The following is an 18,460-nucleotide window of genomic DNA, read 5'->3' as shown; positions in this document are numbered from 1 at the left end:
AATGAGCCTATTTATAAACTTTCCTAAACCGTCACTGTACTTCTTATTTCAAGTATTTAAATACGCTATCTATAGCTTATTGGTTGTAAACCTATACTTTTTCTTTCAAGAAAATACTGCGGCTATAGCACACACATTTTCTGGCGGCGTACCGATTTTTCAATTAGGCGAGGCCTATTCCGATAGCATAGACACCCTCTCTTGGGTGTTGCTTTTGCTGCTATTTGAACTGGAGACTTACATCGTAAGCGACAAATATCTAACTAATAGAGTAAAGTTGGCGCTGTTTTCACTACGCACCCTAAGCTATATTTTCATTTTCTATTCACTCTATGGTTATATATCTCGCTATATAGCCGTCATGGCAGCCAGCCCGTTTAGCATCGCGGACGCATGCGAACTGGTCAACACAAGCTTTACTCAAATTATTTCATTGAACGAATATCAGCCCCTTAGCGCAGCCAGCTGCAACGAGCTTAACGGCGTAGATATGATGAGACTAAATGGCACGGAAATCATAGGCAGCGTAGAGTCCTATAACATTATAGAAAACCTAGCCGTTGTAGACGTGATCAATGCACTAACTTGGGTACTCATCGTGGTTGTGCTAGAGATAGATGTCTATCTACAAACCAGCAAGCGGGTGATGGGCCCTTTTCTTGCGCTTTCCAGTTGGATTAAGGCAGGCTTATACGGCACATTGCTGGCCTGCGCCATTTACTGGTGGATTGACGGAGACTTTCTAGACTTCTGGGACGCATTCCTCTGGCTAATCGCATTCGTTTTTATCGAACTGAACATTTTTGAATGGCAAGAGGAAATCCAGAAAAAAAGCCGACACTCTAATCAAGCTGCTTAACCTGCTGCCAAACAGCCTCCATATCCTGGAGGCTAGTATTTTTAAGCGCCTGCCCTTCACCTTCAATGACCTGTTCCATAGCGGAAAATCGCTTCTCGAATTTTTTATTGGTACTGCGTAAAAGCGTTTCGGCATCGAAGCTGGCTAAACGACACACATTTATTACCGAAAAAATTAAATCGCCCAACTCCTGCCCTAAGGCTATAGAGCAATCCGTATTTTCCAGCAAAGCAATTTCAGCCTCAACCTCAGCCAACTCCTCGTGCACTTTCTCCATGGCAAGTTTAATGGAGCCAAAATCAAAACCCACCTGTGAAGCGCGCTTTTGTAGCTTTTGTGCTCGGGTAACCGAGGGAAAATTAAGCGGCACATCAGCCAACTGACCATGCTTGCCTTTGTCTGCGCGCTCTTGAGATTTAATCGACTCCCACTGTTTTTTTACGCCGTCCGAGGCCATAACCGACACAGTGGCGTTTTCACCTGATTCGGAATACAAGTTCCCCGAGGCAAAAACATGGGGATGACGGCGCAACAACTTAGAGGTTAACGAGTTTACAATAGAGTTGAAACTAAACAGCCCATCCTCCTCGCCGAGCCGAGCATAAAAAACCACCTGAAACAATAGATCGCCAAGCTCCTCTTCAAGGTGGGTTAAATCGCCGCGCTCGATGGTATCCGTTACTTCATAAGCCTCTTCCAGCGTACTAGGCACAATAGACGCATAAGACTGAGCTAAATCCCAGGGGCAACCGGACGCCGGGTCTCGCAAACGCTGCATTAAATAAAGTAAATCATCGAGCTTATATTTAGCAGCCATATCAACGCTTCCTTCGCGCTGCCGCGATGTTGGGCAACTGATTCAGGCGCGTTAAGGCTCGGCTTAGGGCGTTGAAATTACGAACTTCGATGGTTACTTGCATATCCACGGTATTTAGATTTTTATCGGACAAAGTTTGCATGGCGATAACGTTTATTTTTTCACTATCGAGTAATGCCGTTACATCGCGCAATAGCCCGTGTCGGTCAAACGCCTCAATAAGCACATCGACGCTGTAAACCTTATCCGGCGCACCGCCCCAGGAAACCTGAATGATTCGTTCGGGTTCATCTGCTTCCAATTGCAAAATATTGCTGCAATCCTGCCGATGAATCGAAACACCTTTGCCCAAGGTTATATAGCCATTGATCGCGTCGCCTGGTACTGGTGAACAGCACTTTGCAATATGGGTAAGTAGATTACCCACGCCATCGATAAATACGCCCGCTCCATCCCCCTTATTCTTCGAGGGCCGCACAATATTTAATTGCGGCTCTTCTGTTGAATCGGCATCAATCAGACGCTGAGCCGCGTTAAGCACTTGCGAAACACTGACATCGCTAGCCCCAACGGCAGTGTATAAGTCATCTAAGTTGTTATAGCGCAGCGTCTTCGCTAGTGCTAAGAAATCTATATCCTGCACGGCGAGACGCTTGAACTCCTTGTCGAGTAGCGAGCGACCATCAGCTAAGTTTTTATCTTTAGCCTGTAACTTAAACCACTGTTGTATTTTCGATCGCGCACGGGAGCTGGTGACATAACCTAAGGCGGGGCTTAGCCAATCTCGACTCGGCGACTCGCGTTTACCGGTCAATATCTCTACCTGATCTGAGGTACATAGGTGGTAGTTGAGCGGCACTATTCGGCCATTAACTTTGGCACCACAACAACGATTACCGACATCCGTATGAATACGGTAGGCGAAGTCCAGCGGCGTCGATCCACTTTGGAGATCCACAACATGCCCTTCTGGGGTAAACACATAAATTCGATCTTGATTTAAACTCGGATTTAAATGATCGGCGAGTAAATTGTCGTCAGACTTGTTGCCGAGCTCCTCATGCCAATCCAATACTTGGCGTAACCACGCAATTTTTTGATCGTAACCCGACTGAACTTCTTCCTTATCTGTTCCTTTGTAGCGCCAGTGCGCGCACACGCCGAACTCTGCATCCTCGTGCATCGAGTGAGAACGAATCTGTACCTCTAATACTTTTTGTTCTGGTCCGATTACTGCCGTATGCAAAGAGCGATAGCCATTCTCCTTAGGTGAGGCAATATAATCGTCAAATTCGTTGGGAATATTGCGCCAAAGCGAGTGCACTATACCAAGCACGGCATAGCAATCTCGGACGGTGGGAACAAGAATTCTCACAGCTCGAATGTCGTAAACTTGAGAGAAACCAATACTCTTTCGGCGCATTTTTCGCCAAATACTGTAGATATGCTTAGCTCGACCACTGATATCACCTTCAATCAATGCCCCCGCTAATTCTGCTTTAAGAGTCGCAATGACATTCTCAATATACTGCTGACGCCCTAACCGCTTTTCGTCCAATAATCGCGCAATTGTTTTATAATCATCCGGCTCCAAGTAGCGGAACGATAGATCCTCCAGCTCCCACTTAATGTGGCCGATACCCAAGCGGTGCGCCAAGGGTGCATACACATTCGCAATCTCCCGTGCCACTCTGAGCCGACGCTCTGGCGTTGCCGTTTTCAACGCCCTAATGGCACAGGTTCGCTCGGCTAATTTGATCAGCGCGACTCGGACGTCATCGACCATGGCAACGAGCATTTTCCGCACATTTTCAGCGTGCTCTTCCGATTGCCGGCCAAGCGCTGATTGGTCGTCGGCCAATTGCAGGCCGCTAATCGCAGCCATGCGCAACACACCGTCAATTAGCTTCGCAATTTTCTCACCAAATTGTTTTGACACAGCGATTAGCTGTAATTTCCCTTCGCGCACAGCGCGGTAGAGAATGGCGGCAATCAAGGTATCCGCATCAAGATTCAAATCCGCTAAAATCTCAGCCATCTCCAAACCGGTTTTCGAGCTGCTTATGCCCGTCACCCAAATGTTTTCGTTGGCGATAGCGGCTTGCTCAACCTCAACCGCGAGCAGGCATGCTGACCTAACAGCCTCACACTCTACGGCGCTAAGCGACAGTTTGGACGAAAGTCGAACCATCCACGCATCGACATCAATCTGACCTTCAGCGTTTATGGGTTGATCTTCTCTAACTTTAACCATGGGTCTTCCAAAATGGTGAATACGATTTAGCTGCGGATAAACAAAGCCATCGTTTCAACGTGCATTGTCTGGGGAAACATATCTAAAGCACCGACGCGCTCTATCTGATAACCCGCCGCTACTAAGATCTTTGCATCGCGTGCAAAGGTGGCTGGATCACAAGCAATATAGAGTATTTTACGGGGTTTCAATCGGCTAATATTGTCAACAACCGATTTCGCACCCGCGCGTGGCGGATCTAAAATAACACCGTCTACTTTTTTAGGTAATAGGCGCAAGGATTCAACTTTTTCTAAATCCGCCGCCAAAAAACGACAGTTAGTGATACCTAGGCTGTCCGCATTCGCCTTAGCTTGCTCGACCATATCAGCTATGGCCTCTACACCAATAACCTGGTGCACAACAGTCGAAAATGGCAGTGTTAAATTTCCCACACCACAAAATAAATCCAACCAAACATCATCTTTGCAAGGTTTTGCCCAGGACAAAGCTTGCTCTACCATTGCGTAGTTAACAGCGGGGTTCACCTGACTAAAGTTACTAATCTGATAATTGACTGGCTGAGCAACATGCGGCACCGTTACGGTAAAGTGGATGTCCGTCTTAGTACCGTCGAGGCAATAGTAGTTGGCAGAGCTATCGGGCTGTAAATACACCTCTGCGCCAATTTCCACGCTTAACTTGAACAGTATGTCCCGTTCGATATCCGTTAACGCAGCCACATGCCGTAAAACTAGCACTGGCGAAGGTTGTGTTTTGAGCATTTCAATGTGCCCAAGAACTTCAGGCCGAATATGTGCCAGCTCACGCTGCAACGGCGCCAGGCAGGCATCTAAACTAGGATCGAGTACCGGGCAGCTATCAATTTTAATAATTTGACTATTGGCTCTGGCTTTGAACCCGGCATAGGGGCTACCCTTGTGATTCAATGAAAGCCGCGCACGGCTGCGGTAACCAAAGGTATTCTTGGCAACAATATATGCGACTTTCTCTGACGGAATGTCTAACTGAACTCGGCGTAATTGATCCAGCACCAAGTTTGACTTAAAGGTTAATTGCGCATCTGGCTGCAAATGCTGAAGTTGGCAACCACCGCAACTCGCATAATAGGCACAAGCGGGTGCCACGCGCTCAGGACTAGATTCGCCAACAATAGATTCAGAAATAGCTTCTGAAAACTTTGATTTTTGCGACACTATTTTGATGATATGCTTTTCTGGTGGTAACGCTTGGTCAACAAACACTATTTTACCGGCCATCAGACCTATACCTCGGCCATCGTGAGCCAAGCGATCTATAACAATTTCCGTCAAAACATTATTGAGTGGCTTAGCTTTGGACTTTGGCTTTGCCGGCCTGAAACCGCGTCGCCCTGCCGGCTGTGAAGTTTTTTTTATCGACATTTAAGAAAAAACTCCAGACGACAGGTATCTGTCACCACGATCGCAAATAATGGCCACAATAACGGCATTTTCAACCTGCTGGTTTAAGGCCAATGCCGCGGCAATGGCTCCTCCGGAGGATACGCCACAGAAGATACCCTCAATGGTAGCCAAATCTCGCATTGTGTCTTCGGCAAGTTTCTGGCTCATATTAACGATATTATCGACCCGGTTTCTGTCAAAAATACGTGGTAAATAAGCCTCAGGCCAACGACGTATACCGGGAATGCTGGCGCCCTCATCGGGTTGCAGGCCAATAATTCGAATCGCTGGGTTCTGCTCTTTCAAGTAGCGCGAAACCCCCATGATTGTGCCCGTGGTTCCCATGGAGCTAACAAAATGGGTTATTTTACCTTCGGTTTGCTGCCAAATTTCGGGGCCAGTGGTTTCGTAATGCGCCTGGGGGTTATCTAGATTGGCAAACTGGTCAAGAACTTTACCGAGCCCTTGTTGCTGCATTTGTAGGGCCAGGTCGCGCGCGCCCTCCATACCTTGATCCTTGGTCACTAAAATCAGCTCAGCGCCATAGGCCTTCATAGCGGCTTTGCGCTCTTCTGTCGCGCTATCGGGCATGATCAATGTAATGGGATAGCCTTTGATGGCCGCCACCATAGCAAGCGCAATACCGGTATTGCCACTGGTTGCCTCTATCAGCCTATCCCCTGGCTTAATATCACCGCGCAGCTCGGCTCTTTGAATCATCGACAGGGCTGGGCGATCTTTAACCGAACCCGCGGGATTAGTGCCTTCCAACTTCGCCAGTATGACGTTCGAGCTATCAACGCCCATTCTCTGCAACCTCACGAGGGGGGTATTGCCCACGAGTGATTCCATAGTCGGCAGTGACTTAAGATTTTGCGGCAACGTCATATAAAAACCTTCAGTAAAAAATGGCGATTTTCGGACTGTTCGAACCAGCCAGAGGGCGCTATTCTACAGCCGATTATGGTAAGGTTAAACCGGTACCAAATTGGATGGTGAAATGCCCAACAACCTCAATCACAACAGCGCAATCAAAGGTCGATCTCTCAAGCTTGCTCTACTGCCTATCGCTGGAATAACGCTCATTTTAACGGCATTACTCGCAGCGCTTTACTTGACGCAGCTATCTAAGATATCGCTAGAGCGCGGCTATCACCTCAGCCGGCTCTTCGCGCAACTCACCTACCAGTCAATGCACAATAGGCTGCTACTTCAGTCGGTGGTACATACCTCTGTGACCGATAGCGATATTATTGCCGTTCGGGTTTACGACTTAAACAAATCGCCACTCATTCACTCCGGCCCAAGGTTTTCGCCGGAAGCAAATATCAACCCGGAGAAGTTTGGCTTAGACCCCAGCCATCAGGAACTCGGTGACAGCACCTTATATATTGTACCAATACATGCCGACCACGACGCCTTTGCGCCCTTCGGTTGGCTCATCGTCGAAATATCCACTGATGATTTCACTCTACTTGAATATAAAACCTTACTCTTGGCCATGCTTGCCGGATTAATTGCCGCCTGCCTAAGTGCTTATCTGGTCATTGGCTATAGTCGACAAATAAGTGAAGGCATAGAGCAGGTTCTCAAAGGCATCAAACAATTAAAAAAAGGACAGCACGATTTACATATAGAAGCTACCGAGCTCACAGAGTTCGATGATGTATTCAACGCCCTCAATGCATTGGCGCTTGGTTTAAAAGAAACACAAGATGACATTCAACGAAATATCGATCAATCCATAGAAGACTTGCGCGAAACTCTGGAAACCATTGAAATCCAAAATATCGAACTGGATCTGGCGAGAAAGGAAGCAGTTGAGGCAAGCCGAGTAAAATCAGATTTTCTAGCCAACACCTCGCACGAAATCCGAACACCATTAAATGGCATTATAGGCTTCACCAGTCTGCTATTAAAAACCTCCGTCAGCGAACAACAGCGCGAGTACCTGCGAACCATTCAAAGCTCCTCGCAAGGCTTACTAACCATTATCAACGACGTACTCGATTTTTCGAAAATTGAAACAGGACGGCTACAGTTAGATTACATTCCCCTGCACTTGCGCCATGTCATTGAAGATGCCATGCAAATAATGGCCCCCGCCGCCCATGAAAAGAACATACAGCTCATTTTACATATCGACCGAAATCTTCCGTCTCATCTATTAGGTGACCCTTTACGCCTGAAACAAATTTTAACCAACCTCGTGAGTAACGCCATAAAATTTTCCAGCGGCGGCAATGTTATTCTCAATGCAATACTAAAAACCACCGAAGAAACTCAAGTAGAAGTCGAAATTAGTGTTCAAGATTCAGGCGTGGGCGTGTCGGAGCAAGATCGCGAGAAGCTGTTTCAGGCCTTTAGCCAAATCGACACTAGCAACACGAGAAAACATGGTGGCACAGGTTTGGGGCTAGCGGTTTCTAAAGGCCTAATACGCCGAATGAACGGTGAGATTGGGGTGAAAAGTAGCGGTCAAGGCGGCGCCTTATTTTGGTTTACAGCCCGCTTCGGTGTCGAACAGGAATCCTATCAACAGGAGGCAACCCACCTTCTCGCCAATTGCCACTTTGGTATGTTCAGCGCAAACCAACAGCTAGCGAATCACATGCGCGAAATCATTAAATCGGAAAGCGGCATCTTGTTTACAGGTACCAGCATTCCAGAAATACTAACCCTCGTTAAAAGCCAATCACAGCTCAATCAGCCATTAGAGGTTGTATTCTATGACATTGAACCTCAACTCGAACGCAACTTTGATTTGCAAAGCCTAGCGGAGTTTGTCGACAAACTACTACTGCACTACAGCTGCAAAACCGTTTTTTTGACCACGCCAAGTGCAAGACGCGCAATAGAGCACAACCTAACAAACATCCAATGTGATTATCTTGAAAAACCGCTAATCCAATCCAGAGTACTTTCCTTACTGCGCAACGAGCTGATGCCGGAAAAAGAGGAAACCAAACTCGGCAGAAAAATCACACCTTTCGACACTAGACCCAAGATACTCGCCGTTGACGACAATCCCGCCAACCTGCAATTGGTCGGCGAACTGTTAAACGGACTTGGTATGGATGTCACACTTGCATCAGACGGTAAGCAAGCAATAGAGCTAGCTGAACGGCAACTATTTGACCTTATTTTTATGGATCTTCAAATGCCCATCATGGACGGCATCGAAGCAACAAAAGTCATACGCAATAAAGAGTCTGGCAAGCGTCGCACACCTATTGTCGCACTCACCGCACATGCAATGGCGGAGCAAAAATCCCAATTACTACTCGCAGGCATGGATGATTATTTAAGCAAGCCCGTGAGCGAGGCGCAATTAGCACACATTATTAATCGCTGGTTAAAAGCCCGCAACCTGCAGAAAAACTGGCTTAAAGTTGAAAACTCAACAGAGATTTCACCCTCCGAAGCGACCCTTACATTAGAGGCGCCAAAAATTGTCGACATCAATAGGTCGTTAGTTCTAGCGAACAACAAACCCAACCTAGCGAAAGACATGTTATCTATGCTGCTAATCGGCCTAAATACTGATCAAGACAACGTTAAACTTCATTATTCGAACAATGAGTATGACGCCCTAGAGGCTGTAGTTCACCGGCTTCACGGTGGCTGCTGTTATTGCGGTGTTGAAGCACTGCGGCTAGCAGCGCATGATTTAGATAAATCACTACAATGCAAAGATTACAGTTCACTCAAAGAACAGGTTGAAAAGTTAGACAGCGAAATCGACAATTTGCAAGCTTGGGCTAGCGAACACGACTTAGATGTTTTATTCGAAACAGAAGAGCCCCAAACTGGAGTCTTATCAACGAAATAACTCCTGACTCTTAAGTGGCCTTGAGCCAACCAGCGGCCTCAAAACAACGCGCATAAAATACTTAATATCCTTCCTTGTTTCCGCCTCGGTCAAATCACCTTGAGCAAATTTAAGAATAGAGCTACCCAAGAAAGCCCCAGCCCTATCAGTGGTAGACACAAGACCTTGGCTTAGTACTAGTCGGTAAAAGCCCTGAGGATCAATCAGCTGCCCCCTTGCTGTTTCCGTCAAGGAAAACGCCGCGCCCACCTGTTGAACCAGCAGCCACTCAAAAGTCCGCAACAACACCTCTAATCCAGCGTCGCCATCACCTTCTTGGTAGCAAGAAAACTCTTCCAATATATTTTTGTAATAGTTGAAAATTTCCGGTTGTGCCTCACCCTCAGGCAGTAATCGCACTAAAAGCTCATTCAAATAAAAACCACAATACAACGCCCTGCCCGCTATCGTGCGTGCCGGGCCGATGGATTCAAGTGAGGTCAAGGTTTTTAAGCTGCCACTGCCAATAACGGAAATGAGGGATGGGATAAAAGGATCTACCAGCGTTCTAAGTTGAGATTTCTTCTTCGACCTAACACCACGTGCATAGACTGAGATGCGGCCAAAATCTCGAGTAAAACAATCGGCAATAACACTAGTATCGCCGTAAGGCCGAGTATGAAGAATATAGACAGCTTGATCAGTAATGGATGTCGCCACGATCAGAGATCATCGTATCCCAAACTACGTAACGCCCGCTCATCATCAGACCAGCCTGATTTCACTTTAACCCAAAGTTTAAGCATAACCTTTGTTTCAAAAAGCGACTCAATATCGAGCCGAGCCTGCTGCCCGATTAATTTAATTTTATCGCCTTTATCACCGATCAAAATGCGCTTCTGACCATCGCGCTCCACGAGAATCGCCGCACTGATATGTAAAATACCTCTATCCTGCTGAAACTCTTCAATCTCAACAGCCATTTGGTAGGGTAATTCTGCGCCCAACTGCCGGGTAATTTTCTCCCTGATGATCTCTGCAGCCAAAAAACGTGAGCTTCTATCCGTTATCTGGTGTTCCGGGAAGAGATGTGTACCAGCAGGTATTAGCTTTATTAAAATTGATTCTAAACGGTCTAGATGCATACCCTTTAAGGCCGATATCGGCACAATTTCCCGTGCGGACAAGCGCTTGGCGAGCTTTTCCAAGTGCGGCAATAAAACTGACTTATCCTCGAGTTGATCGCACTTGTTAACCGCAACAATCAGCGGCACCTTTACGCCCTCCAATCGTTTCGCAACCGCTTCATCCTCTTCAGTCCATTGGGTTTTATCGACCAAAAATACAACGACATCAACATCCTTTATTGCCGACCCAGCGGCGCGATTCATGTAGCGATTAATAGCGCCCGACTGGTTTAAATGAAGCCCAGGGGTATCGACAAAAATTAGCTGATTTTCAGCTTCAGTTTTAATGCCCAAAACATTGTTGCGGGTCGTTTGTGGCTTGCGTGAGGTAATGCTAATTTTTTGACCCAGCATATGATTCAGCAACGTAGACTTACCCACATTTGGACGACCAACGAGGGCTATATAACCACAGCGAGAATTTGGCTCGAGGTTTTGATCATCAGGCATGGGTTAACTCTTATGAAGTTTATTGGTGGCTCAAATGCTGTAACATCTGTGATGCTGCTAGCTTCTCAGCCTTTTTACGACTGCTTGCCGTTGCCGAGGCCTTATAGGCAGTGTTTTGGACAATACAGGTCACAGTAAAGGTTTGGGCATGTCCTTCACCCTCGATACTAGCGACCTCATATTCGGGCAACGCTAATTTTTTAGATTGCAGCAGCTCTTGCAGCTTACTTTTACTGTCCTTTTTTGTATCAGACAAACTTAATTGCCCGATGCGATTAGCCAATAAGGTCAAAATGACTTTTCGCGCCTCGGGCAAGCCAGCATCTAAATAGATGGCTCCCAACAACGCCTCTACCGCGTCTGCTAAAATTGATTCTCTGGCTGCGCCACCACTTTTTTTCTCGCCATCACCTAAAATTAAACAGCCACCAAGGTCGAGTTCTTGAGCAATACTGGCAAGAGTATCGCCTTTGACTAACTGGGATCGCAATCGACTCATCTCGCCTTCACGAGCATCAGGAAATAAACGAAACAACTCATCGGCGATAACAAAACTCAAAATGCTATCACCCAAAAACTCTAATCGTTCGTTGTTGCAAGCACCAATACTGCGGTGGCTTAATGCTTGCTTCAAAAGCGCCGCATCGTCAAAGTGGTAGCCCATTCTATCCTGCAGCATTTTTCTTTGCAGTTCAGACACTAATCGTCCTTCTTAGCCTTAGGCCGATAATCCACAGGCGCTTTACAACACTCCTCAGGCTTAGTGCTATCCATATAATTCTTGAAGTCCAATACCACCGAAATGTTGTAAAAAAGCGGCACCTTCACCTCATAATAGATGGTTATGATACTGCGATTGCGCTCGCGCTCCACGACAATATTGCTGGCGCCAGGCGATCTAACGCCGTTTACCGTATAAAAATTTTGTAAATTTCTATGTATTTCCGATGGCGTCATTTGATCCACCGGTTTATCTCTATCACGCAAAGACTCTAAAGCACTAACCACGTATTGATTCTCGGAATAAACCGGAATCAACTTAAATGCGCAAAGCAGAAAAAAGCCTGAAATAGCTAAAACCAATAATAAACTGAGGGAACTCATACCCTTTTGATGATTCATTACGTAGCGCTCCAACAACGATTGAAAGTAGTTTTATTGTATTGAGCCTAGGCGCTGAAAGCTGGGCAGACTTAACATTTTCTCCCAATGCATCCAAATGGCAAACGCCTGGCCGACAATAGCATCCTCAGAAACAAAGCCCCAGTCTCTACCGTCTGAGCTATTGTCACGATTATCGCCCACCATTAGATAATGGCCCGCAGGCACTTCCCACTGCCCCTGCTGACTTAAGCTGCCAGGCACTAGAGCGCGATGTATCTCATGGGACCCCTCACCTAAGGTTTCTTTAAGCACTTGAAACTGCGGCCGCCCCACAGGCAGCTGCGCCAAAAGCTCAGTAGGGACCCGGCTTCCATTAATCGTAAAAGTTCCATTTTCCAAACGAATGCTGTCGCCCGGCAGACCTAACACCCGCTTAATAAAATATGTGTCTGGCTTATGGGGTGGGAAAAACACCATGACATCGCCACGCTGAGGCTCGCCAACGTCAATAATTTTGGTATTGGTTACAGGTAGCCGGATACCGTAGGCAAATTTATTAACCAAAATAAAATCACCTACCTGCAAAGTAGGCACCATGGAAGCAGAGGGAATCTGAAACGGCTCCACTAGAAAACTACGCAGCACGAGAACAAAAGCTAAGACAGGAAAAAAAGACTTGGAGTACTCTACAACAAGCGGCTCCTTTGATGCCGCCTCCAAGGCTAACTGATAGCCCTGATCAGTTTCTTTTAAAGATTTTTCACTGAGCTCTTTTAACGTATTTTCTACTTTAGCCTTTCGCGCCTTAGCTAAAAAAGCGATATCATAAAGCCAACCAAGACCGCTAAAGAAAACCAGCAAGACCAAGATGAGCGGAAAATTAATATCCAAAACGCCGATTCCTTAAATAAAAATAAATTCTGATTAGCCGTCAACCTTTAAAACTGCCAAGAAAGCTTCCTGTGGGATTTCAACGCGACCCACCTGCTTCATTCGTTTTTTGCCCGCTTTCTGCTTATCTAAGAGCTTTTTCTTTCGACTAACATCACCGCCATAACATTTGGCTGTTACATCTTTGCGCAGCGCCTTAACCGTAGTTCTCGCAACGACAGAACCTCCGATAGCCGCCTGGATCGCAACATCAAACATTTGCCGAGGAATAAGCTCCTTCATTTTTTCTGCAATGGCACGCCCTTTATAGGCTGCATTATCCTTATGAATAATTAATGCCAAGGCGTCAACCTTCTCGCCATTGATCAACAAATCAAGGCGAACGAGCCTAGCGGGCTCAAACCGAATAAAGCTGTAATCCAGCGACGCAAATCCACGGCTTACAGATTTTAAGCGATCGAAAAAGTCGAGCACCACTTCATTCATCGGTAATTCATAGCGAACCTGCACTTGTGAGCCGGTATACTGAATATCCCGTTGAATACCGCGCTTTTCTACGCAGAGGGTAATCACCGAACCCAAGTATTCCTGCGGCACCAAAATATTAGCTTCTACAATCGGTTCACGCATCTCATCAATTAAACCCGGGTCGGGTAACTTTGATGGGTTGTCTACGTAAATAATTTCACCATCAGTTTTTACCACTTCGTAAATTACTGTCGGCGCGGTGGTAATCAGGTCGAGGTCGTATTCACGCTCCAAGCGCTCCTGAATAATCTCCATGTGGAGCATGCCCAAGAAGCCACAGCGAAAACCAAACCCAAGCGCGTCAGAGCTTTCAGGCTCATAAAAAAGCGAAGCATCGTTTAAAGTGAGTTTCGCCAACGCTTCGCGGAAGCCTTCAAAGTCATCAGAAGAGACAGGAAACAAACCGGCATATACCTGCGGCTTAACTTTTTTAAAGCCAGGTAGCGAAGGCGTATCGGCGGTCGCGTAGTGAGTGATGGTATCACCGACAGGGGCACCTAAAATTTCTTTAATGCCTGCAACGAAGAAGCCTACTTCCCCAGCCTTCAAATCTTTGGTTTCTGTTAGCTTGGGCGTAAACACACCAACCTTATCTACTACGTGGGCTTTGCCAATAGATTTTGTAATAATCTTATCTTTTGCTTTCAGCGTACCCTGCATCACCCTTACCAGCGATACAACACCCAAATAATTATCAAACCATGAATCTATAATCAGTGCTTGCAGAGGCGCATTCACGTCACCTACTGGGGCCGGGACAAGCCTGACCAATTCTTCGAGTACATCTTCTATACCCATACCCGATTTGGCACTACAACGAACCGCGTCTACCGCGTCAATGCCGATAATATTTTCAATTTCATCCGCTACCCGCTCGGGTTCTGCTTGGGGTAAATCCATCTTATTAAGTACGGGGATAACTTCGAGCCCCTGTTCAAGCGCGGTATAACAATTGGCAACTGATTGAGCCTCAACCCCTTGACCAGCATCGACGACCAACAGGGCGCCTTCACAGGCCGCCAATGAGCGGGATACTTCGTAGGAAAAATCCACGTGACCTGGTGTATCGATGAAGTTCAGCTGATAGGTTTTACCATCCCGGGCCGTGTAATAGAGCGTAACGCTTTGCGCCTTAATTGTAATACCGCGCTCGCGCTCGATATCCATTGAGTCTAATACTTGCGCGGCCATTTCGCGATCGGATAGGCCACCGCAAAGCTGAATAAAACGGTCGGCGATGGTTGATTTACCATGGTCGATATGAGCAATGATCGAGAAATTTCGGATATGACTTAAGTCTGACACGTTTGCGCTTCTACTGCTGAATTCATGAATGAATGCGGGAGCACTGAGCCCAAGCCTACTATGATGCAGACAAGCAGAACCCGGTGACACCCAAAACACAAAGAGCCCCGAAGGGCTCTTGCGGCGCGGGAAGTTTACCGCATTCCAAAGGTTTAGGCTACGAAGCCTTATTCCACGATGGTGAAGGATCTGTACGCAGGCCGCCCCTCGCGGAAGAACCTTATGGGCAATAAGGTGTTGGCCGGAAGTTTAGATTGCAGCGCCTGATAGGTCGCCAGATCGGTCACGACATCAAATCCAAGTTGGGCAATGACATCGCCTGCTCGAATACCAGCTTTGGCGGCTGGCGAGTCCGGCACCACCTGGGTTACCACAACGCCGCCTGCTAAACGCCATGCTTGCTTTTGTCGAACATCGAGCTCCTCCACCAGAAGGCCCAAGCGGTCGCCCTTCACACCCTTATCGCCCGCTAGTTCAGCCTCGGGCCCAGGGTTAAGCTGACCCACCTCGACGCTGGTTTTGAGCTTCTTACCTGACCTCATCAATTCAACCGCAACGGTTTTCCCAGGCGCAATACTGCCTACCACATGAGGCAGATCGCCACTCTTAGCAATTGTTTTACCGCCAAAGCTCAGTATCACATCACCCACAAGCAGGCCCGACTTATCAGCAGGGCTACCCGGCTCGATCTGCTGAATCAGGGCGCCGGTCGGCTTACTCAACCCAAATGACTTAGCGAGATCCCTATCCACTTCCTGAATAGCAACACCCAACCAACCGCGGTCCACGCGACCTTTATCTTTCAACTGTTCAATAACATCGACCGCAACGTTACTTGGAATTGCAAACGACAAACCAATTGAGCCGCCGCTACGGGTATATATCTGACTATTGATACCAACAACTTTGCCATCCATATTAAACAAAGGGCCGCCAGAATTACCGGGGTTGATCGCTACGTCGGTTTGGATAAAGGGAACGTAATTTTCGTTTCTTTCTGTGGGAATACTACGACCAATAGCACTCACGATGCCGGCACTGGCGGTAAAGTCCAAGCCAAAGGGCGAGCCGATAGCCAGCACCCATTCACCAACCTTCAGTTTTTCCGAGTCGGCAAACTCCAACATTGGCAAACCTTTAGCTTCCACTTTGAGCAGCGCTAAATCTGAACGCGGATCGGTTCCCACTATTTCGGCGGAGTACTCGCGGTGATCGCTGAGGCGCACTGAAATTTCGTCTGCACTTTCCACCACGTGGTTATTGGTCAGAATATATCCATCCGAGGAGACAACAAAGCCCGAACCCATTGATCGCTGCTCCTGCTGTGCGCGAGGCTCGAATAAGTGCCGAAAAATATCTGGAACATCCTGCGGGTAGTTTTGGCGGGCAGAATTACGCTTGGCGTGCTCAACTGTGTTGATTTTTACAACAGCAGGTGATGCATCCTCAATTAACTCGGTAAACTCTGGCAAGCTGCGAGCTGCTGCAATATTGGACAGACTTAGTATCACAAACGCTGTTAAAAAATAACGTTTAAAACCCATCGTAATCGAACTCCTTTATTTGTAGCACTTAGGTTTTTAAGTTAACAGTTAGTTCAACGAATTTGCTTTTATTAACTGATGAAAAACCGGCGTCAAGACAAGCTGTTTAGACCAAACTTTTGTTAACAGAGATACCGCTAATAAGCCGCTAGCCAAACCTACCACCGCGCCCGCGAAAGCAGACGCGTCGGTAGCCGACACTTGATGCGCGAGAACACTGCCCAATAAAAGCAGAAGCAAAGGCAACAAATACACAACAAGAGCCGCCTTGGCCAACAAATTACTTTCTAAGGAAATTTCGATGAGATCGCCCGGCTGCAAATGCTTATCAGGCAAAGCTATGGTGAGCTGGTTCGACGTTTCCATCCAGCCGGCCAAGGTGCTTTGGCCGCAGGATGATTTAGCGGCACATTGAGCGCAGGCACTTCGGTTGATCGTTTCGAGCAACACCGTATTGGCGCCAACCGCGAGCACGGTAGCCTGCTCGATTACCATATCTACTGAAGAAACTAACATCTAGATTTTCTCGCGTAGGCTCATAGCCACGCGCTCCAAGGTGGGTGCGGGCACTTCACCTACCGCGGTAACTCGATAGTTGCCGCGCGAACTCTCAAGCCGCCCCAAGTAGGCTACCGTTGCACCGCGCTGAGCTCGCCCTTCAACGATCGACGGCGCGTCGAGGCGATCAATAAAAATTGAAAAAGCCGACAAGCCATCAGTATATTTCAACATTAAACGCTGCTCTGACAAACGTTTCTCACCCGCAAAAACAAAACCTGGCGGCAACCACTGGGCAATCCACTGCAGAGCTGTAGACTCGGCAGCAACGAGATCACAGCCCTCTACCCCATCCTCACCTGCGCTATTTTGTGTCGCTAGGGATGGCGCGGCGTCGATAACAATTTTAGAGAACTGGAAGCGCTCGATCACCTTGGCGCCCGGGCCGATTAACAATGTTTTTAAGGCCAAATAACTGTCTTTATCGACGCTAACAATATAACCATAACGATGCTGATCGCGCGGCATAACTTGAACCACAATGCTCTGTCGCCCGGCAATGCGCTCGAAACCTAAAATAGAAATATGGTAAAAGTCATCGATATCTTGGGTAACCTGAACGCCCTGAGGCACAGAACCTCGCATCAACTGCTCGCCCGGAAATGGGCAGTGATTATGATCTGTGTTGCGTCTAATCTCTCGAGCATCGCCGCTTAAATGAATTAAGGATTCGTGCTCGACACCTTGTATAACCTGATGGTTGATTTCGATGGTGGAGAGATGCGTACCGTGTTCGTAGGTCAGCAGCCCCGAATAAGACGCTTGGGCCATAGCTATAGATTGACGCGCCAATACTTCGCGGCCATCAATAGAAGCATCGGCAAAAACAGAAACAGGAGCTAAACACAAGGACACCAAGACGATGAAATCAGCAAGCAAACTAGCCTTGCGAAAGCGAACGATCATAGTGCGGCCTTAATTTATTGAGGGTGTACCGTCATTCGGCAGGTAAAGGCTCTGGATTTTCGGGGGCATTGCGTTCCAAGCTGACACTGGGAGCAATACGCGCATACGGAAGCAGGCCTTGTGCGCTATTTTGCGTGGCATTTTCCGCATGTTCAAGCATCAATTGGTTCAGATGCTCTTCGATGGCTTTGTTCTGTATTTCCTGCTCGGCAACCGAGGGCACATAGACAACATCAGTGCGCTCGCCGCGACCAGCCAGCACAGGCGCATCAGAAATACTCACGGCACGCGTGGTCAGATCCGGCGTTTGAAAACCTTCAGGCACGGTGCCCGCAGCACTGCCAAGGCTCGAGGTATCGGCCATTTGGCTATAACCATCCTGCAGGTCTACATATTGCTGGGCGCCAATGACCACCGCGCCAGCAACACTTGCAGCAACCGCAAAACGGCCAGTTGTATGCCAGAGGCGACCAATAGCGCTACTCTTTTTGCCTTGGCCATAGGCCGGCTCATCGGCGATGGCTGCACTGATTGAGCCGGATATATCGAAAGCTGGATAAGGAGAAGCCTCAGCGCGGATGGCGCTAGCGGCATGATGATAGTTGGACCAGCTGGCTGCGAGGCTAGGGTCGGTCTCAAGAGCCTTTAACAAACGGTGCAATTCAAGCTCTGAGGCCTCGTTATCCATCAACGCCGATAAGCTTTCTTGCAGTTTCGCGTCTGTTTTAGCAACCATTATTACCCTACCTGTGTGATCAAACTATCAGCCAAAATGACCCGTGAATACGATTTTAATGCCGCTTGTGTTGTTTGCGACAGGAA

At 47.6% G+C, this 18,460-nt stretch carries 16 protein-coding genes; 2 read left to right on the top strand and 14 right to left on the bottom strand.

All coding sequences use genetic code 11. The annotated features are described in order from the left end of the window. Position 1 precedes the first annotated feature (1 nt). Positions 2 to 859 carry a hypothetical protein gene (locus tag QWY82_RS13480; RefSeq protein WP_290263218.1) on the top strand — a complete coding sequence of 286 codons (858 nt, stop codon included), beginning with the start codon at positions 2 to 4 and terminating at the stop codon, positions 857 to 859. On the opposite strand, the gene mazG is transcribed toward QWY82_RS13480, so the two are convergent. Genes mazG through cysM form a run of 4 tightly spaced genes read right to left on the bottom strand, consistent with a single transcriptional unit; the run spans position 843 to position 6,242 of the window. Continuing rightward, entirely contained in the window at positions 843 to 1,676 is an 834-nt protein-coding gene (gene mazG / locus QWY82_RS13475) for a nucleoside triphosphate pyrophosphohydrolase (RefSeq protein WP_290263216.1), read from the bottom strand. The genes QWY82_RS13480 and mazG overlap by 17 nt on opposite strands. Position 1,677: 1 nt before the next feature. Further along, positions 1,678 to 3,930 carry a GTP diphosphokinase gene (relA, locus tag QWY82_RS13470; protein ID WP_290263214.1) on the bottom strand — a complete coding sequence of 751 codons (2,253 nt, stop codon included), beginning with the start codon at positions 3,928 to 3,930 and terminating at the stop codon, positions 1,678 to 1,680. A 26-nt stretch (positions 3,931 to 3,956) separates the two neighbouring features. After that, positions 3,957 to 5,333 carry a 23S rRNA (uracil(1939)-C(5))-methyltransferase RlmD gene (rlmD, locus tag QWY82_RS13465; protein WP_290263212.1) on the bottom strand — a complete coding sequence of 459 codons (1,377 nt, stop codon included), beginning with the start codon at positions 5,331 to 5,333 and terminating at the stop codon, positions 3,957 to 3,959. Then, positions 5,334 to 6,242, bottom strand: a complete 909-nt coding sequence (gene cysM / locus QWY82_RS13460; protein WP_290263210.1) for a cysteine synthase CysM — start codon at positions 6,240 to 6,242, stop codon at positions 5,334 to 5,336. It lies immediately after the preceding gene. A 112-nt stretch (positions 6,243 to 6,354) separates the two neighbouring features. Between cysM and QWY82_RS13455 the strand changes: the two genes are divergently transcribed. Next, entirely contained in the window at positions 6,355 to 9,186 is a 2,832-nt protein-coding gene (locus QWY82_RS13455) for a response regulator (RefSeq protein WP_290263208.1), read from the top strand. On the opposite strand, the gene recO is transcribed toward QWY82_RS13455, so the two are convergent. The 10 genes from recO to QWY82_RS13405 form a co-directional block, all read right to left on the bottom strand. After that, a complete protein-coding gene (gene recO / locus QWY82_RS13450; protein WP_290263207.1) occupies positions 9,175 to 9,885 on the bottom strand; it encodes a DNA repair protein RecO in 711 nt (236 codons plus the stop codon). The genes QWY82_RS13455 and recO overlap by 12 nt on opposite strands. Positions 9,886 to 9,887: 2 nt before the next feature. Next, a complete protein-coding gene (gene era / locus QWY82_RS13445) occupies positions 9,888 to 10,802 on the bottom strand; it encodes a GTPase Era (RefSeq protein ID WP_290263205.1) in 915 nt (304 codons plus the stop codon). Positions 10,803 to 10,821: 19 nt separating this feature from the next. Then, complete coding sequence (rnc, locus tag QWY82_RS13440) at positions 10,822 to 11,466, bottom strand: ribonuclease III (RefSeq protein WP_353958708.1); 645 nt, start codon at positions 11,464 to 11,466, stop codon at positions 10,822 to 10,824. 35 nt (positions 11,467 to 11,501) lie between these two features. Further along, positions 11,502 to 11,924 carry a DUF4845 domain-containing protein gene (locus tag QWY82_RS13435; protein ID WP_290263201.1) on the bottom strand — a complete coding sequence of 141 codons (423 nt, stop codon included), beginning with the start codon at positions 11,922 to 11,924 and terminating at the stop codon, positions 11,502 to 11,504. A gap of 33 nt (positions 11,925 to 11,957) precedes the next feature. Continuing rightward, complete coding sequence (lepB, locus tag QWY82_RS13430) at positions 11,958 to 12,797, bottom strand: signal peptidase I (protein WP_290263200.1); 840 nt, start codon at positions 12,795 to 12,797, stop codon at positions 11,958 to 11,960. Positions 12,798 to 12,830: 33 nt separating this feature from the next. Further along, positions 12,831 to 14,630: a translation elongation factor 4 gene (gene lepA, locus QWY82_RS13425; RefSeq protein WP_290263198.1), complete on the bottom strand. Its 1,800-nt coding sequence runs from the start codon at positions 14,628 to 14,630 to the stop codon at positions 12,831 to 12,833. Between the two features lie 167 nt (positions 14,631 to 14,797). Continuing rightward, positions 14,798 to 16,174: a DegQ family serine endoprotease gene (locus tag QWY82_RS13420; protein WP_290263194.1), complete on the bottom strand. Its 1,377-nt coding sequence runs from the start codon at positions 16,172 to 16,174 to the stop codon at positions 14,798 to 14,800. Positions 16,175 to 16,222: 48 nt separating this feature from the next. After that, positions 16,223 to 16,690 carry a SoxR reducing system RseC family protein gene (locus QWY82_RS13415; RefSeq protein WP_290263193.1) on the bottom strand — a complete coding sequence of 156 codons (468 nt, stop codon included), beginning with the start codon at positions 16,688 to 16,690 and terminating at the stop codon, positions 16,223 to 16,225. Continuing rightward, positions 16,691 to 17,638 (bottom strand): MucB/RseB C-terminal domain-containing protein, encoded by a 948-nt coding sequence (locus QWY82_RS13410; protein ID WP_290263191.1) that lies wholly within the window; start codon positions 17,636 to 17,638, stop codon positions 16,691 to 16,693. Positions 17,639 to 17,669: 31 nt separating this feature from the next. Continuing rightward, the gene (locus tag QWY82_RS13405) at positions 17,670 to 18,374 is read right to left on the bottom strand and encodes a sigma-E factor negative regulatory protein (protein ID WP_290263188.1); all 705 of its coding nucleotides are present in this window, start codon (positions 18,372 to 18,374) and stop codon (positions 17,670 to 17,672) included. Positions 18,375 to 18,460: the final 86 nt, after the last annotated feature.

The organism is Simiduia curdlanivorans, from assembly GCF_030409605.1.
In the GTDB taxonomy this organism is placed as follows: domain Bacteria; phylum Pseudomonadota; class Gammaproteobacteria; order Pseudomonadales; family Cellvibrionaceae; genus Simiduia; species Simiduia curdlanivorans.
The sequence above is the reverse complement of the archived record's forward strand: the minus strand, read 5'-3'. Positions and strand labels throughout refer to the sequence as shown.

What these genes read in the sequence shown, in the direction of transcription:
- QWY82_RS13480 (WP_290263218.1), top strand. Translation starts at nt 2, where the DNA reads ATGAGCCTATTTATAAACTTTCCTAAACCGTCACTGTACTTCTTATTT.
- mazG (WP_290263216.1), bottom strand. Translation starts at nt 1,676, where the DNA reads ATGGCTGCTAAATATAAGCTCGATGATTTACTTTATTTAATGCAGCGT.
- relA (WP_290263214.1), bottom strand. Translation starts at nt 3,930, where the DNA reads ATGGTTAAAGTTAGAGAAGATCAACCCATAAACGCTGAAGGTCAGATT.
- rlmD (WP_290263212.1), bottom strand. Translation starts at nt 5,333, where the DNA reads ATGTCGATAAAAAAAACTTCACAGCCGGCAGGGCGACGCGGTTTCAGG.
- cysM (WP_290263210.1), bottom strand. Translation starts at nt 6,242, where the DNA reads ATGACGTTGCCGCAAAATCTTAAGTCACTGCCGACTATGGAATCACTC.
- QWY82_RS13455 (WP_290263208.1), top strand. Translation starts at nt 6,355, where the DNA reads ATGCCCAACAACCTCAATCACAACAGCGCAATCAAAGGTCGATCTCTC.
- era (WP_290263205.1), bottom strand. Translation starts at nt 10,802, where the DNA reads ATGCCTGATGATCAAAACCTCGAGCCAAATTCTCGCTGTGGTTATATA.
- rnc (WP_353958708.1), bottom strand. Translation starts at nt 11,466, where the DNA reads ATGGGCTACCACTTTGACGATGCGGCGCTTTTGAAGCAAGCATTAAGC.
- QWY82_RS13435 (WP_290263201.1), bottom strand. Translation starts at nt 11,924, where the DNA reads ATGAATCATCAAAAGGGTATGAGTTCCCTCAGTTTATTATTGGTTTTA.
- QWY82_RS13420 (WP_290263194.1), bottom strand. Translation starts at nt 16,174, where the DNA reads ATGGGTTTTAAACGTTATTTTTTAACAGCGTTTGTGATACTAAGTCTG.
- QWY82_RS13415 (WP_290263193.1), bottom strand. Translation starts at nt 16,690, where the DNA reads ATGTTAGTTTCTTCAGTAGATATGGTAATCGAGCAGGCTACCGTGCTC.
- QWY82_RS13410 (WP_290263191.1), bottom strand. Translation starts at nt 17,638, where the DNA reads ATGATCGTTCGCTTTCGCAAGGCTAGTTTGCTTGCTGATTTCATCGTC.
- QWY82_RS13405 (WP_290263188.1), bottom strand. Translation starts at nt 18,374, where the DNA reads ATGGTTGCTAAAACAGACGCGAAACTGCAAGAAAGCTTATCGGCGTTG.